Annotated in this window: 12 protein-coding genes and 4 tRNA genes; 6 read left to right on the top strand and 10 right to left on the bottom strand. The window is 49.7% G+C overall.

Annotated elements, in window-relative coordinates:
- Positions 1-87: 87 nt before the first annotated feature.
- Both HNR75_RS08900 and HNR75_RS08895 read right to left on the bottom strand, forming a co-directional pair.
- The gene (locus tag HNR75_RS08900; RefSeq protein WP_188026617.1) at positions 88-1,122 is read right to left on the bottom strand and encodes an ABC transporter substrate-binding protein; all 1,035 of its coding nucleotides are present in this window, start codon (positions 1,120-1,122) and stop codon (positions 88-90) included.
- A 35-nt stretch (positions 1,123-1,157) separates the two neighbouring features.
- Positions 1,158-2,252: an ABC transporter ATP-binding protein gene (locus HNR75_RS08895; protein WP_188026616.1), complete on the bottom strand. Its 1,095-nt coding sequence runs from the start codon at positions 2,250-2,252 to the stop codon at positions 1,158-1,160.
- A gap of 545 nt (positions 2,253-2,797) precedes the next feature.
- On the opposite strand from HNR75_RS08895, the gene HNR75_RS08890 reads away from it, so the two are divergent.
- Complete coding sequence (locus tag HNR75_RS08890; RefSeq protein WP_188026615.1) at positions 2,798-3,763, top strand: YbgA family protein; 966 nt, start codon at positions 2,798-2,800, stop codon at positions 3,761-3,763.
- A 12-nt stretch (positions 3,764-3,775) separates the two neighbouring features.
- Positions 3,776-5,173, top strand: a complete 1,398-nt coding sequence (gene phrB, locus HNR75_RS08885; protein WP_188026614.1) for a deoxyribodipyrimidine photo-lyase — start codon at positions 3,776-3,778, stop codon at positions 5,171-5,173.
- A gap of 50 nt (positions 5,174-5,223) precedes the next feature.
- Here the strand turns inward: phrB and HNR75_RS08880 are convergent, their stop codons facing one another.
- Positions 5,224-5,841, bottom strand: a complete 618-nt coding sequence (locus tag HNR75_RS08880; RefSeq protein WP_188026613.1) for a LysE family transporter — start codon at positions 5,839-5,841, stop codon at positions 5,224-5,226.
- A gap of 100 nt (positions 5,842-5,941) precedes the next feature.
- On the opposite strand from HNR75_RS08880, the gene HNR75_RS08875 reads away from it, so the two are divergent.
- Positions 5,942-7,417, top strand: a complete 1,476-nt coding sequence (locus HNR75_RS08875; protein ID WP_223157835.1) for an aminotransferase-like domain-containing protein — start codon at positions 5,942-5,944, stop codon at positions 7,415-7,417.
- A 65-nt stretch (positions 7,418-7,482) separates the two neighbouring features.
- Here the strand turns inward: HNR75_RS08875 and HNR75_RS08870 are convergent.
- The 4 genes from HNR75_RS08870 to HNR75_RS08855 all read right to left on the bottom strand — a co-directional run bounded on the left by HNR75_RS08870 (position 7,483) and on the right by HNR75_RS08855 (position 8,253).
- Positions 7,483-7,558 (bottom strand) — tRNA-Asn (locus HNR75_RS08870).
- Between the two features lie 4 nt (positions 7,559-7,562).
- Positions 7,563-7,638: transfer RNA gene (locus HNR75_RS08865), tRNA-Asn, on the bottom strand.
- A gap of 16 nt (positions 7,639-7,654) precedes the next feature.
- A tRNA-Asn gene (locus HNR75_RS08860) sits at positions 7,655-7,730 on the bottom strand.
- Positions 7,731-8,177: 447 nt separating this feature from the next.
- Positions 8,178-8,253 (bottom strand) — tRNA-Asn (locus HNR75_RS08855).
- A gap of 198 nt (positions 8,254-8,451) precedes the next feature.
- Between HNR75_RS08855 and uvrB the strand changes: the two genes are divergently transcribed.
- Positions 8,452-10,464, top strand: a complete 2,013-nt coding sequence (uvrB, locus tag HNR75_RS08850) for an excinuclease ABC subunit UvrB (RefSeq protein ID WP_188026612.1) — start codon at positions 8,452-8,454, stop codon at positions 10,462-10,464.
- 66 nt (positions 10,465-10,530) lie between these two features.
- Here uvrB and folE read toward each other — a convergent pair whose 3' ends face one another.
- Both folE and sbcB read right to left on the bottom strand, forming a co-directional pair.
- Positions 10,531-11,181 (bottom strand): GTP cyclohydrolase I FolE, encoded by a 651-nt coding sequence (gene folE, locus HNR75_RS08845; protein WP_188026611.1) that lies wholly within the window; start codon positions 11,179-11,181, stop codon positions 10,531-10,533.
- 555 nt (positions 11,182-11,736) lie between these two features.
- A complete protein-coding gene (gene sbcB, locus HNR75_RS08840; RefSeq protein ID WP_246358826.1) occupies positions 11,737-13,152 on the bottom strand; it encodes an exodeoxyribonuclease I in 1,416 nt (471 codons plus the stop codon).
- A 330-nt stretch (positions 13,153-13,482) separates the two neighbouring features.
- Between sbcB and HNR75_RS08835 the strand changes: the two genes are divergently transcribed.
- Entirely contained in the window at positions 13,483-13,881 is a 399-nt protein-coding gene (locus tag HNR75_RS08835; protein WP_188026609.1) for a YeeE/YedE family protein, read from the top strand.
- Positions 13,882-13,891: 10 nt separating this feature from the next.
- Positions 13,892-14,338, top strand: a complete 447-nt coding sequence (locus HNR75_RS08830) for a DUF6691 family protein (RefSeq protein ID WP_188026608.1) — start codon at positions 13,892-13,894, stop codon at positions 14,336-14,338.
- A 53-nt stretch (positions 14,339-14,391) separates the two neighbouring features.
- Here the strand turns inward: HNR75_RS08830 and HNR75_RS08825 are convergent, their stop codons facing one another.
- Positions 14,392-14,892 carry a YfbU family protein gene (locus HNR75_RS08825; RefSeq protein WP_188026607.1) on the bottom strand — a complete coding sequence of 167 codons (501 nt, stop codon included), beginning with the start codon at positions 14,890-14,892 and terminating at the stop codon, positions 14,392-14,394.
- Positions 14,893-14,966 lie beyond the last annotated feature (74 nt).

Genomic DNA, 14,966 nt, shown 5'->3' with positions numbered 1-14,966 from the left:
CTGACAGACGGCTCTCAGGCCTGGTTCATTCCGTGAAAATCAGCATTAATGTCCGCTCCGCGTCACTGACCCGGCGCGGAACAGTCATTACTTGGCAGCCCAGGCGTTGAAACGACGCTCCAGCTCTTCACCGTGGTCTAGCCAGAAGGTTGGATCGACCGCGACAGCCATGCTCAGGTTTTCCGGAGAAGATGGCAGCGTAGAGGCCAAAGCGGGTTCGATTTTGCCTGCAGCCCCTTTGGTGGTCGGGCCGTAAGGGATCTGTTTGGCGTATTCAATCTGGCTTTCCGGTTTTACCGTAGAAGCGATGAACTTCATTGCCAGATCCTTTCTCGGTGTGCCTTTCGGTACAACCCAGTATTCGACTTCATACAGGCCGCCATTCCAGGCGATGCTCAGGTTTTTATTACCTTCTTTCTGCGCGTTAGAGATACGGCCGTTAAACGCGGAGGTCATCACCACATCACCGGAAATCAGATATTGTGGTGCCTGTGCACCGGCTTCCCACCACTGGATATTCGGCTTCAGCTCATCCAGTTTTTTGAATGCACGATCCACGCCGGCCGGGGTTGCCAGTACGGTATAGATGTCTTTCTGGGCAACGCCATCCGCCAACAGCGCGGCTTCCAGTGCATATTTTGCGGTTTTACGCAGACCGCGTTTGCCCGGGAATTTCTCGACATTCCAGAAGTCTGCCCATGAGGTTGGAGCAGTTTTCAGCTTGCTGGAATCGTAAGCGATGACGGTAGAGTAGACGAACATCCCTACACCACATTTGGTTGCTGCACCGGGAATGAAATCACTTTTTGCCCCAATCACTTTGTAATCGAGTTTTTCGAAGAAACCCTCATCACAGCCGCGGGCAACCTCGGAAGATTCGACTTCCACCACATCCCAGGAGACGCTTTTGGTTTCCACCATGGCTTTCAGTTTGGCCATTTCACCGTTGTATTCACCGGCAACGACTTTTGTGCCGGTCGCTTTGGTAAAAGGCTCATAATAGGCCTTAACCTGCGCTTCCTTGTTGGCACCACCGAAAGAAATCACAGACAGTTCATCCGCTTGTGCCGCAAAACAGGAGCCGGCAGTCAACAGCGCTAATACAGTACGAGTTGCTTTCATCGATATCATCCTTGTTTAGTTATTCAGAGGGAGCATTAATCCAGCATATCGAGGGCGCGGACATGATCCTTCTGCCATCCGATAGAGAGTTGGTCGCCAAGTTTGATGGTTGGATCGAACTGGCTGACCGGCATTTTCACGATAAAATCAGAACTGCCGCAGGTATTGATGCAGAGGCGGATGTGATCGCCCAGGTAGATAAATTCTTTGACCTGTCCTTGAACGATGTTGTCGCAGTGCTGACTGGCCGCACCCAGCAGGATCCGCTCAGGACGAATTGACAGCGTGGTCTGTTCGCCGCGACCGGCGACATTGACACTCAGTGCCTTGATTTGTGAACCGTCAGGCATCCGCACCAGACAGTGGTTACCCTCCATCCCTTCAACCACGCCCTGCAGACGGTTGTTTTCACCGATAAACTGCGCCACAAACGCGTTTTTCGGCTCTTCATACAGCGTTTTCGGGCTGTCAATCTGCTGGATTTCACCTTTATGGAATACAGCGACCCGATCAGACATGGTCAGCGCTTCGGATTGGTCATGAGTGACATAGACGATGGTCAGACCGAACTTCTCATGCAGATGTTTGATTTCCATCTGCATATGTTCACGTAACTGCTTATCCAGTGCGCCCAGCGGTTCGTCCATCAATACCAGTTTCGGTTCAAACACCAGTGCGCGGGCGAGGGCAACACGCTGTTGCTGACCACCGGAGAGCTGTGCCGGATAGCGATGACCAAAACTGTCCATTTTGATCATGGCCAGGGCTTCCTGCACTTTTTCCTGAATGTCCGCTTTCGCCAAGCGACGGACAAACAGAGGAAAAGCGACGTTTTCGGCCACGGTCATATGCGGAAATAACGCGTAGTTCTGGAACACCATGCCGATATCGCGTTTATGCGGGGGCTGGTTGTTCAGTAATTTCCCACCCAGGGTAATTTCACCGCTGGTGGCTGTTTCAAAGCCAGCCAGCATCATCAGGCTGGTGGTTTTTCCTGAGCCGCTTGGCCCCAGTAAAGTCAGAAATTCGCCGCGACGGATGTTCAGATTAAGATTTTTGACGATGAGCGTTTCGCCATCATAGCTTTTCTGTACGTTGCGAAACTGAACAAATGGCGTTTGTGGTTTCATAAAGGTTCTCTTCCCGTCGTTAGATTAACGATGCTTCAGCAAGATGCGTGCTAAAGAATTAAAAGAGCGCCAACTTTTCGGCCGAGACACAAATGTGCCTATCAGTTCCGTTGATGTAGCCAGCAGTCTGGAAACCACTATAGGGGCGGGGTTTAGGTGTAAAAACCGTAATCTGTAAATGTTTACATTGAGAAAAACAGAACAAAAAGGAAGCGTTCGGGGATTGTTAAGAACAAGACACTATGAGAAAAAGAAAGGTTTTTCAGATGGGACTTTGAGTGCTGTCTGGCGCTGATTTTCGCCTTTAGGGAGGCATTATACGGCTTTTCGCCCTGAAAGGTAGCCCCATAATGGGATTCATGTAGCAATTTGGTGCTGCAGGTTTCTGGTGCCCGATTTTTTGTTTAAATTGGTGCAATCATAGCCGGATAATTTCCGGATTGATCCTGGCTATACTGTAAAACGTATAGTTAAAAATCATGCTCAATCAGTGTGTTAATCAACGCCGACGCCATGTTATTGCCGGCTTAACCAGGGGATGAAGGATGTCTCAATTTAATACACAGCCAATACAGGTTGGCATCAGTGCCTGTTTACTCGGGCAACCAGTCCGGTTTGATGGCGGACATAAACGTTCCGAGTTTGTCGAAAAAGAACTGAGCCGTTACTTCTCGTTTATGCCGGTTTGCCCGGAGCTGGCGATTGGCCTTGGCGTCCCCCGCAAAGCCATCCGTCTGGTGAAACGGGATGACGTGATCCATGTTGAGGCAACCGATGGCAGCTTTGATGTCACCGATAAACTCACCGAATTTGCGCAGCAGAAAACAGCTGGTTTTGCTCATCTGGCGGGCTACATCCTGTGTGCCAAATCGCCCAGCTGCGGCATGGAACGGGTCAAGATTTATTCCTCTCAGGGCGCAGGCAGTGGCGCAGTAAAAGAGGGTACCGGTATCTATGCCCGCATTTTGATGGAACAAAATCCACTGCTACCGGTGGAAGAAGATGGCCGGTTGTGCGACCCGGTACTGCGGGAAAATTTTGTCACACGGGTATTTGCCTATCATGACTGGCTTACGCTGAAAGCAGAAGGCATCACCAAAGGGAAGCTGATCGCGTTTCATTCCCGCTACAAATATCTGCTGTTTGCACACCAGCCTGCCGCGTATAAAACACTGGGCAAACTGCTTGGCGATGCATCTGATCTATCGCTTGATCATTTATCAGCCCGTTATATTTCTGGTCTGATGCAAGGGTTGCAGCAGCGGGTCAGCCGTAAAAACCACACCAATGTCTTACAGCATCTGCAGGGCTATTTCAAAAAACAACTCTCTGCCGCGCAAAAAGCCGAGTTACACAACACCATCGACAAATACCGGCGGGGACTGGTGCCGCTGATGGTGCCGATGGCGTTGATTTCGCATTATCTGCGGGAATATCCGAACCCTTATCTGGCAGCTCAGGTTTACCTGAATCCGCATCCGGAAGATCTTGCCCTGCGTTACGGATTATAAGGGGAGCGGAACATGTCATCACTGGTCTGGTTCCGCGATGATCTGCGTACCTTTGATCATCCGGCGTTATATGCGGCAAGTCTGCAGGCAGGAAATGTCCGCGCCATCTATTTTGTCACGCCGGAACAATGGCAACGGCATGATCTGGCACCGATCCGAGCCGATCTGCTGGAGAGGCACCTGAATGCCGTCGGTCAGAGGCTGGCTGAATGGGGCATTCCGATGCATGTCATCACGGTTGCCGATTACGCGGCAATCCCGTCTGCGCTCGGTGATTTTTGCCGGCAACATGGTATCAGCCAGCTGTATGCCAACCGGGATATCGGGATCTATGAACTAAGCCGGGATGCCGCCGTGCAAGCGCACTGTGAACAGTGGCAAATCGCCTGTCACTGGTTTGATGCCCGTTGCCTGTTTGCGCCGGGTTCCATCCTGACGGGTAGTGGCGACATGTTTAAGGTGTACACGCCGTTCAGTCGTGCCTGGCTGAAAAAGCTGATGGCAGAAGGCTATCAGGTCTGGCCGCAACCGCAGGCACGTGGGCAAACGCTGGCATGGCAGCCGGTAACAGTGGATTATCCCAAAGTATCCAGCCAAAACTGGTTTGGTAATGAAAACGAGGTGCTAAATCAGTTACGGCAATTTGCTTACGACAAACAGATTGATTACACGACGAAACGCGATTTTCCGGCGATTGACGGCACCAGCCGGCTTTCTCCCTATCTGGCGTTGGGCGTCATCACCATCCGGCAATGTCTGGCTGTGATGCAGGAAGTGCTGGAACAGATCCCCTTTGAGAAAAGCGAACCGGGATTTACCTGGCTGAATGAGCTGATCTGGCGCGAGTTCTATCAGCACCTGCTGGTGGCTTATCCGCGGGTTTGCATGCATAAAGGGTTCAAGCCGGAGACCGATCTCATCCGCTGGCCTAACAATGAACAGCTGTTCACTGCATGGTGCGAAGGTAAAACCGGTTATCCGATCGTTGATGCCGCCATGCGCTGTCTGAATCAGACCGGCTGGATGCATAACCGTCTGCGGATGATCGTGGCGTCATTTCTGGTGAAAGATCTGCACATCGACTGGCGCTGGGGTGAACGCTACTTCATGCAGCATCTGATTGATGGCGAACTGGCGGCCAATAATGGCGGCTGGCAGTGGGCGGCCAGTACCGGGGCCGATGCCGCGCCTTATTTTCGGATCTTTAATCCGACAGCGCAGGGACAGAAATTTGATGAACAGGGGATCTTTATCAAACGCTGGTTACCGGAGTTAAGTCATGTGCCGGAAAACTATATTCATACGCCGCATGACTGGCTGAAGATCTTTGATCCGTCGAATAGCTACCCGGCTCCGATCGTCGATCATGCACAAGCCCGCGAAATCACGCTGGCTTTGTTTAAACCATAATCTGACCAGAAAGGGGGAAAGCAGTTTGCATTTCCCCTAGGAGATGTTAGTTACACCATCAGCAGATGCACCACATCGAACAGGATAAAACCGGCAAACAGCGCAAACACGGCGGCGGAAAAGTAATCCACCCAGCATTTATGCTCGCTGTAATATTGCCGGATGCGAGCCAGAGTAAACATTTTGCCGACCAGGAAAAACCAGAGCAGCGATTCAATAAAGATCAGCACGAGGATCTGTGAAATCAGCGAAGAACTGTTTCCGATCCCCGGAATCGATGAAAAAATGCTGGTGAAATAAATCACGGCTTTCGGGTTTGCCAGATTCGTCAGTACGCCTTTAAGCAGTACATTTTGTAATTGTTCGCCGGATGCAGAGAGCTCATTCAGCGGCTGTCTGGCCGAACGGTAAATATCCACCGCCAGTTTCAGCAGATAAATGGCACCCGCCGTCATGATCACCAGCTTGGCATACGGGAATCGCTCAAACAACAGGTTGAGCCCCAGCAAAGTCAGCGTTGCCCAGATCAGAATACCAATAGCGACCCCACTGGCCGATTCAACTAAATGACGAAGCCGGCCCGACAGGGCTGTTCTGGAAACAAAAAAGAAATCCGGTCCCGGTGCCGCCAGTGCGCACAGATGGATCACAAATAAACTCAGTAACATGAGCAACTACTCCCGCAAAACAATGACAGATGAACACCGGTGTGCGGGCAGTATAAGAATGTCGAACGGATGGTAACAGATGCAGATATTATGATTTTTGATGGGTACAGATTTATACTGTCACCATCACTCTCTATTCGCCGACGCCATGACAGAAACCGCACTGCTTTACCTGCAACTGGCCGATAAAATCGCAACTGCCATTCAACAGGGGATCATCGCCCCGGGCAGCAAGTTGCTATCGGTCCGCGACTGTGCCCGGCAACGCAAACTGAGCATTAACACCGTAACCGCAGCTTACCGTTTGCTGGAAGATAAGGGACTGATCGAGGCCCGGCCAAAATCCGGCTATTTTGTCCGCACCCAATTACCGGAGCCGACACAGCCACTGAAGCCATCACGGGCGGATGAACGGCAGGCGGATACCCTGAATGCGTTTATTGAAGCGATCCTGTCACATCAGGATCAACCGGACTATGTGGATTTTGGTCTGGCCTGTCCAAAAGGAAAAGCGTTTTATCCAACCGAACGACTATCTCGATTGACAGCGGGAATTTTGCGCAAGCAAAGCGATCTGGTGGCGAAATATGCACTGCCGCCAGGTTCACTGACCCTGCGGCAGCAAATAGCACAGCGGCTGATCCAGCTGGGGGTCTCCGTCAGTGCCGATGATTTGATCCTGACGCATGGCGTGCTTGATGCGCTGAATCTGGCTATCCGGGCCGTGACCAAACCCGGTGCCACCGTCATCGTGGAAACGCCTACCTATTTTAATCTGTATCCATTATTGGAAGCGCTGGGGGTGAACTGGCTTGAAATTACCACCCATCCGCTGACAGGGATGGATCTGGATGAACTGGAGGCGACGCTGCAACAGACGCCGATCGCCGCGATCATCACCATCCCGACGGTGCATAATCCGCTAGGTTTTACCATGAGTCGCGAAAACAAGGCGCGTCTCGCAAAAATGGCCAATCAATATCAGGTGCCGGTGATAGAAGATGCGCAGCACGCCGATCTACAATTTGTGAATCCGCCGGAGCCGCTGCTCAAAGCCTACGATGAAGGCGGCTGGGTGATGACCAGCGCCAGTTATACCAAAACACTGGCGCCCGATTTTCGTATTGGCTGGATCGCGCCGGGCCGGTTTCATGAATCCATCCGCAAACTGAAGTTTCTGACCAGTGTGGCGGAATCAAGTCTGCTCTCTGAAGCGATAGCACAATTTCTCGAAAATGGTGGCTATGAGCGTCATCTGCGCAATTTACGGCGCCTGTATTCCATGCAGATCAACCATATCCGCAGTCTCATTGCGCAATATTTTCCTGCCGGTACCCGCGCCAGCCAGCCAACCGGTGGCTTTATTCTCTGGCTGGAACTACCGGACAACATCAACAGCCTGGAACTGGCCCGTAGGGCACTGGCAGAGCATATCGTCTGCATTCCCGGTTTGCTCTATTCCACCAGCCAGCGTTATCAGAATTGTTTACGGCTGACCTGCTGTTTTGAGATGTCGGAAAAATATATTCAGGGTTTAAAGCGGTTAGGGGAAATAGCATGCGAGCTGGCGAATTGAACAGATAAAAAAGAGATTTTTGAATCAGGGAAAAATAAGAAGTTAAAACAGAGAAGAAAAGAAGATGGCTCCCTCGACTGGACTCGAACCAGTGACATACGGATTAACAGTCCGCCGTTCTACCGACTGAACTACGAGGGAAAAGTGGCTCCTCCTGCTGGACTTGAACCAGCGACATACGGATTAACAGTCCGCCGTTCTACCGACTGAACTAAGGAGGAATCGCTTGTCTTGATGTGGCTCCCTCGACTGGACTCGAACCAGTGACATACGGATTAACAGTCCGCCGTTCTACCGACTGAACTACGAGGGAATCGTTCTCTTCAAGACGGGGCGCATGTTACTGATTGGTATGGTGACTGTCAACCGAGGAAACAGCAAAAAGTGATGCTTCTGATTCGTTTGCCGAATTGATGAGCAGTTTCAAACAGGCGCATTGTTATCAACAGCGGGCTAATGCCAGTAATGGCAAGGGCTCGCGTCGTTTACCCACAGAATCTGTGGATAACCCTGTGTGTTATTTTGTTATATGCTGTGCTAAGCCGCGTGGCATAAGGCGTTCAAAAAACAATCGTAAAATTATTGCAAAATTAAAACACAATAAAATCAATGAATTATTTTTTTGTGCAGACCAGGAGAAAGAAGGGGGTGAATAAAGTTTGAGCAAAAATACAGCATTCCGAAATGTGCATTATTTTGGCGCACATGACGAAAAAACCGTGGATAAGTAGGGGAATGTGGCAGGATCTGCCAGGAAAGATGGCTCCCTCGACTGGACTCGAACCAGTGACATACGGATTAACAGTCCGCCGTTCTACCGACTGAACTACGAGGGAATGGGCGGACAATACTACGCATGGGCGGCAGGTGGGTCAAGCCATAAATAGATCACAGATCACTGTTTGGATGAAAAGTAATCTATTTTCGGTGTCCCGGCTGAAATAACCAATTCATCGGGATTGCTGAATGCGGAATAGTACCAAACTGGTAGCTAACATATACTATATGCCCATCATTTTTGGTGCGATAGTCGTATGAGCAAAACCTTTAAGTTAGCCAGCCAATTCCAGCCTGGGGGCGATCAGCCCAAAGCCATTGCGCAATTGCTGAGTGGTATTGATGCTGGCCTTGCCCACCAAACATTATTGGGGGTGACCGGTTCCGGCAAAACGTTCACCATGGCGAATGTCATTGCCAAACTCAACCGGCCGACCATGATCCTGGCGCCGAACAAGACGCTGGCGGCACAGCTGTATGGCGAGATGCGGGAGTTTTTCCCGGAGAATGCGGTCGAGTATTTCGTTTCTTACTACGACTACTACCAGCCGGAAGCGTATGTCCCGACCACCGATACCTTTATAGAAAAAGATGCATCCATCAACGATCACATCGAACAGATGCGGTTATCGGCGACGAAAGCGCTCCTGGAGCGGCGCGATGTGGTCATCGTGGCATCCGTTTCCGCGATCTATGGTCTGGGCGATCCGCAGTCTTATCTCAGCATGATGCTGCACCTGCGGCAGGGCGATATCATCAACCAACGCGATATTTTGCGGCGACTGGCCGAGCTGCAATATACCCGCAATGACGCTGTGTTCCAGCGTGCGACATTCCGGGTAAAAGGCGATGTGATCGATATCTTCCCGGCTGAATCGGACAAGATGGCCGTCAGAGTTGAATTATTCGATGAAGAGGTCGAACGGCTTAGTCTGTTTGATCCGCTGACCGGTGCGGTAGAAAAGGTCATTCCCCGGTTTACCGTGTTCCCGAAAAGCCACTATGTCACGCCGCGCGATACCATCCTGCAGGCAATCGACAATATTAAAGTGGAGCTGGCGGAACGGCGGGAGCAGTTGCTGTCGGCGAATAAACTGCTGGAAGAGCAACGGCTGACGCAGCGGACACTGTTTGATATCGAGATGATGCAGGAGCTGGGTTATTGCTCCGGTATCGAAAACTATTCCCGTTACCTGTCCGGGCGGGCTGCCGGTGAACCGCCACCCACGCTGTTTGATTATCTGCCTGCGGATGGCCTGTTGATTATCGACGAATCGCATGTGACGGTTCCGCAAATCGGCGCCATGTATAAGGGGGATCGCTCCCGTAAAGAGACGCTGGTGGAGTATGGCTTCCGTCTGCCATCCGCGCTGGATAACCGGCCGCTGAAGTTTGATGAATTTGAAGCGCTGATGCCGCAGACCGTGTTTGTGTCGGCAACGCCTGCAGCCTATGAACTGAACCAATCGGGTGGCGATGTGGTTGAACAGGTCGTCCGTCCGACCGGACTGCTGGATCCGGAAGTGGAAGTTCGTCCGGTCACCACTCAGGTGGATGATTTGCTTTCTGAAATACGAAAGAGAGTACAGATTAATGAACGGGTGCTGGTGACCACATTAACCAAACGCATGTCGGAAGATCTGACGGAATACCTGCATGAGCATGATGTCAAAGTACGTTATCTGCATTCCGATATTGATACCGTTGAACGGATGGAGATCATCCGGGATCTGCGTCTGGGCGAGTTTGATGTCCTGGTGGGTATCAACCTGCTGCGTGAAGGGCTGGATATGCCGGAGGTGTCACTGGTCGCGATTCTGGATGCAGATAAAGAAGGTTTCCTGCGTTCTACCCGCTCATTGATCCAGACGATTGGTCGTGCGGCCCGAAATCTGAATGGTAGGGCCATCCTGTATGGAGATCGGATTACCGATTCCATGAAAACCGCGATCGATGAAACCAATCGCCGCCGTGCCGTACAACAGGCATTCAACCTAGAACATGGCATTACACCGAAAGGGTTAAACAAGAAAGTGGTGGATGTCATGCAGCTCGGTGGTGTGAGCAGCAGTAAAACCTCAGGGAAAGCAGCCAGAAAAGTGGCGGAATCCGGCGCACATTATCAGCGGCTGCATCCGAATGAATTGGCAAAAGAGATCAAGCGGTTGGAAAACCAGATGTTCGAACATGCCCGCAATCTGGAATTTGAACAGGCGGCAACCCTGCGCGATCAGATCCACGAGTTACAGCAGCAACTGACGCTGGGTTAATGGGAAAACGGCTAATGAAAAAGACCACCTCAGCAATGCGGTGGTCTTTATTTTTAGAACCGGATATCAGGCGCGGCTGAGAAATTCGTGTCTTGTTGCGGCGCTGCTTTTGAATACGCCACCCAGAGCGGTGGTTGTAGTCTGGCTGGAGGCATCCATCACACCGCGGGATTTCACACAGTAATGAACAGCGGTCATGGTGATGGCTACGTTGTCGGTACCCAGCAACACTTGTAAGGCGACCAGGATCTGTTGGGTCAGACGTTCCTGAACCTGCGGACGTTTGGCAAAGAAATTCACGATCCGGTTAATTTTGGATAAACCGATAATCTTATCTTTCGGAATATAGGCGACAGTTGCTTTGCCATCGATAGTCACAAAATGATGTTCGCAGGTACTGGTGACACCAATATCCTGAACCTTGATCATTTCATCTGTGCCCATTTTGTTTTCAATCAGCGTGATTTTAGGAAACGAACTGTAATCCAGACCAGAAAATATCTCATCGACATACATTTTGGCGATACGATGCGGCGTTTCAGCAAGGCTGTCATCAGCCAGATCAAGACCAAGCAGGGTCATAATTGAAGTCATATGCTGTTCAATCTGCTGTTTCTTGTCATGGGCAGACAGGGATGAATGCTGCATAGGTGTTTCCAGTCCCTTTGCTTCCAGTGCAGAACGAACAATTACGGCTTCTTTGCTTAGTTGAGTCATTATTTCTCTATCTCCTGCATCGGATAGCCCTGACTGGCTATCTTTCCCGACGCATAGTTGCGACTATTGAGCTTATTATACACATCCCGCAGGCATTGGGCTTGAGGGACGAGAAGGAATGCAAGGTTAGAATACGTACCGCATTCGGCAGCAGATTGCTTCCGGTAAAAATATTTTATGTCGGCAAAGTATCAGCAATTATATTCACTCTATACTTAAGGTGAATTTGAATTGTGAGTCGGTTTTGCAAAAATGCAATTCGGGTTCGGATTCATTTGCAAATTGCAAATATACGCAATTTGCAAAGTGTTTTACTTATATTGTGTTATAATAACCGCCAATAAAGAGACTCCAAAGAAGCCATTTTATTGGGGAAACGCCATAAAAAGCGTCTGATTTGTATCTTTAACGAAAAGATTTTTAAAAAAAAGCAAAAAATGAAAAGTTGGCATGACTATTTCATATATAATTGCGTAAACCAGTTTTATCCCGTGCTCTCTTCAGCAAAAGCTGAAGTTCGGTCAACTACCTTGTAGTTGACCTTTTTTTTGCCCGCTATTTTCCCTGCAGATATAAAGCCAGCGCCTTAATGATGTTCCATTCGCGGGAACCCTGAACTTTTCCTTCCAGCAGACTTTCCAGACGCAGCAGATACATCTCTGCCTGACTGTTGAGCGCATCAACGCAGAACTGGCGCCACTGCTGTTGCTCTTTCGGTGTGAGTGTATGCGGATAGTTCCGTGCCCGGTAACGGAACAGGAGCGTGGGTAACCGGGGATCATGGAACTGATAGCCGCCGGTTGCCAGCTGTTCCGCCGAAGATTGTTGTATCAGTTCGATTGCAGCCCGGTCAGCCTCAGAAAAGAATCCCTGATAGAGCATCTGTTCCGGATCCTGATCATTCGGGGGAAGGTATTCATCATTGAAGAGTTCAACCAGCTTTTCTCTGATCTGAGGATTTTGACGTAACACAGCGAGATTTTGCATACACAGATCCCGGTTAATATTTAATTGCTGTGCCCGTTCCTCACTCAGACTGGCCGCCGGTGCCAGTACGGGGCACTTATTGATATGAATCAGTTTGGCCGGGACGGCTGCACCATCGGTTAGATCACTTTTCTTGGTATAAAGACGTTCACGCAAGCTGATGGCATCCAGCTCCAGCAACGGAGATAAATCGGCATTAAGGTCGATCACAATCACGGCATTATTATTTGCCGGATGCCAAGCCATCGGTGCTATCCAGCTGACACAGCCCTGTGCGGCAGAATACATGCCGGAAACATGTACCAGTGGTTTGATATTAATAATATCGATCAGCGTTTTGAGCTTATTTTTTCCCCGGTGCAGTGACAGGTATTCGAATAAACGGGGCTGTGCCTGTTTCAGACACTTCGCCAGGCCGATAGTGGCATACACATCAGACATGGCATCATGCGCATTCTCATGCTGGATACCGTTGGCAACAGACAGTTTTTCCAGACGGAAAGAGGGTTTTCCTTCATCATCATAAACCCAATTGATGCCATCCGGTCTTAAAGCATAAAAAGCCCGGACAACATCCAGCAGATCCCAGCGTGAGTTACCTTGCTGCCAGCTGTAAGCATACGGATCCAGAAAGTTCCGGTAAAAACCGTAGCGGGTGAATTCATCATCGAAGCGAATATTGTTATAGCCCAGTACGCAGGTGGCTGGTTGCGAAAACTGCTGGTGGATCGCACGGAAAAAATCCGCTTCACAAAGTCCGTTCTGATTGGCGATTTGCGGTGTAATGCCGGTGATCAGACACGCTTCCGGGGCTGGCAGGTAATCCGGCGACATCTGACAATAGATAACCATCGGGTCACTACAGATATTAAAATCGGCATCGGTACGGATGCCTGCAAATTGCGCCGGACGATCATGGGCCGGATTGGTGCCGAAAGTTTCGTAATCGTGGAACAGGAAAGTATTTTCTGTTTTGGCAGTCAAAATAACACCACTTGTGGCTAAAACGTGTCTGGCGTCTATTCTGGATGAAATCGAAGAATAAAAAAACCCAGTCAACTTTGACGCAGACTGGGCTAAAGACTCAATGTTTAATTGCAGTGGCATTAGGTTAGAGGTCATTAAGCGTAAAAAGTTCCGTGAAATGACATAAAAATATGATTTTTTTTCAGGTTATAAACTATCAGCCGAACGCGTGTGAATTTTCGGTATATCCAATGGCAATTAATTGCTGGCTTTTTCAGCATAAATTTCGTTGAAATTCATAGCCCGGTCCATTAAATTAGGTTTATCTAATTTAGTTGGGCTTTATTTATGCATAATTTTACACCCTGGAGTGCATTAGGCGGCGGCATTCTGATCGGTCTGGCTGCGCTGATGCTTTTGTTGGGTAAAGGACGTATAGCCGGTTACAGCGGTATCATTTCCGGTTTTCTGTTTTCCGGCCGTCAATCCTGGAGAGCATTATTTCTTGCCGGCACAGCAGCCGGGGCCGGTCTGGCTGTATATGGTCTGCGGCTCAATATCGTCAAACCTGAAATGTCACCACTGCTTTTGCTGGCAGGGTTATTAGTCGGATTGGGTTCCCGCCTTGCGAATGGCTGCACCAGTGGCCACGGTATCTGTGGTATCGGTCGTTTTTCTGTCCGTTCAATTGTTGCGACCTGTTTATTCATGTTTTCCGGCATGTTGATTGTTGCCCTGGTTCATTGAGAGGTTTGATGTGATTGCTTTAGTTGCTGGTGTGTTGTTTGGTTTTGGATTGGCTTTCTCCGGCATGATGCAACCGGAAAAGGCCATTGGTTTTCTGGATATTGCCGGTAACTGGGATGCCTCTCTGATGCTGGTCATGGGTGGTGCTCTGGCTATTTTCACGCCGGGTTACCATTTCCTGGTCAAAGGACGTCAGAAAGCCCTGAATGGTGCGATGATGCAGTTGCCGGTGAAAAAATCACTGGAACCGGAATTAATTATTGGCGCATTGCTATTTGGCGCAGGCTGGGGATTGGCAGGAATTTGTCCAGGACCGGCTATCGCAATGGCTGCAATTGTCGGATGGCCAGCGGTGGGCTTTATTGCGGCGATGGCTGCAGGTATGTGGTTAGCGGGTTGCTGGATGCAGAGAAAATCGGTTGTCAGTCAGAGCGGTAGTCTGGCAACAGGCAAATAAGCAATTCAGCCAGACGTTCAGAAAAACCGAAGCGTCTGGCTGAAAACGGGAAATCAGGCGGTAACGATATTGCGGATTTCCTGAATGGATAATTTGTACTGACGCGGACATTCACGCCATTCTTCCAGCATGCGCTGATATTTATCATGCATGGCAATTTCAGAGTTCAGACCGGCACAGCATTTTCCTAAATCAGGGAACCGTTTTTCCACATCCAGCAGATAGCAGACATAATCGGCAAGCTCTTTTTCATAGCCACGGGCGTAGCCAATGAAATCGAGGCGGGAAGGGGCCAACTGCGCCTGATCTTCTGGTGGCAGATTTTCATAAGAGACTTTCAGTGCATGATGCATTTCAAGGGTGTCGATCACTTCACGACAGGTTTCTTCTGTCAGATGACCAAATTCTTTTTCCAGTTCCAGCATCTGTAAACAGTAGCCGCGTTCTACAATTGTTTTACAGCGATGATAATAATCAGCCTTTTCCGGATTCAGCTTACTCAGAATCTCATATTGATTGCTGAGGATCAGTCGCTGAGCATGGTTCATATTCATAGGTACTATCCTGCTGATAATAGATGTATTTAGTGTATAAGTAATAACGGGTTACAGACCTTTATCTATATCAA

It is taken from the genome of Tolumonas osonensis (assembly GCF_014202415.1).
In the GTDB taxonomy this organism is placed as follows: Bacteria; Pseudomonadota; Gammaproteobacteria; order Enterobacterales; family Aeromonadaceae; genus Tolumonas; species Tolumonas osonensis.
The sequence above is the reverse complement of the archived record's forward strand: the minus strand, read 5'-3'. Positions and strand labels throughout refer to the sequence as shown.

Coding starts and splice junctions, on each gene's coding strand:
- HNR75_RS08900 (WP_188026617.1), bottom strand. CDS start 1,122: ATGAAAGCAACTCGTACTGTATTAGCGCTGTTGACTGCCGGCTCCTGT.
- HNR75_RS08895 (WP_188026616.1), bottom strand. CDS start 2,252: ATGAAACCACAAACGCCATTTGTTCAGTTTCGCAACGTACAGAAAAGC.
- HNR75_RS08890 (WP_188026615.1), top strand. CDS start 2,798: ATGTCTCAATTTAATACACAGCCAATACAGGTTGGCATCAGTGCCTGT.
- phrB (WP_188026614.1), top strand. CDS start 3,776: ATGTCATCACTGGTCTGGTTCCGCGATGATCTGCGTACCTTTGATCAT.
- HNR75_RS08880 (WP_188026613.1), bottom strand. CDS start 5,841: ATGTTACTGAGTTTATTTGTGATCCATCTGTGCGCACTGGCGGCACCG.
- HNR75_RS08875 (WP_223157835.1), top strand. CDS start 5,942: ATGGGTACAGATTTATACTGTCACCATCACTCTCTATTCGCCGACGCC.
- uvrB (WP_188026612.1), top strand. CDS start 8,452: ATGAGCAAAACCTTTAAGTTAGCCAGCCAATTCCAGCCTGGGGGCGAT.
- folE (WP_188026611.1), bottom strand. CDS start 11,181: ATGACTCAACTAAGCAAAGAAGCCGTAATTGTTCGTTCTGCACTGGAA.
- HNR75_RS08835 (WP_188026609.1), top strand. CDS start 13,483: ATGCATAATTTTACACCCTGGAGTGCATTAGGCGGCGGCATTCTGATC.
- HNR75_RS08825 (WP_188026607.1), bottom strand. CDS start 14,892: ATGAATATGAACCATGCTCAGCGACTGATCCTCAGCAATCAATATGAG.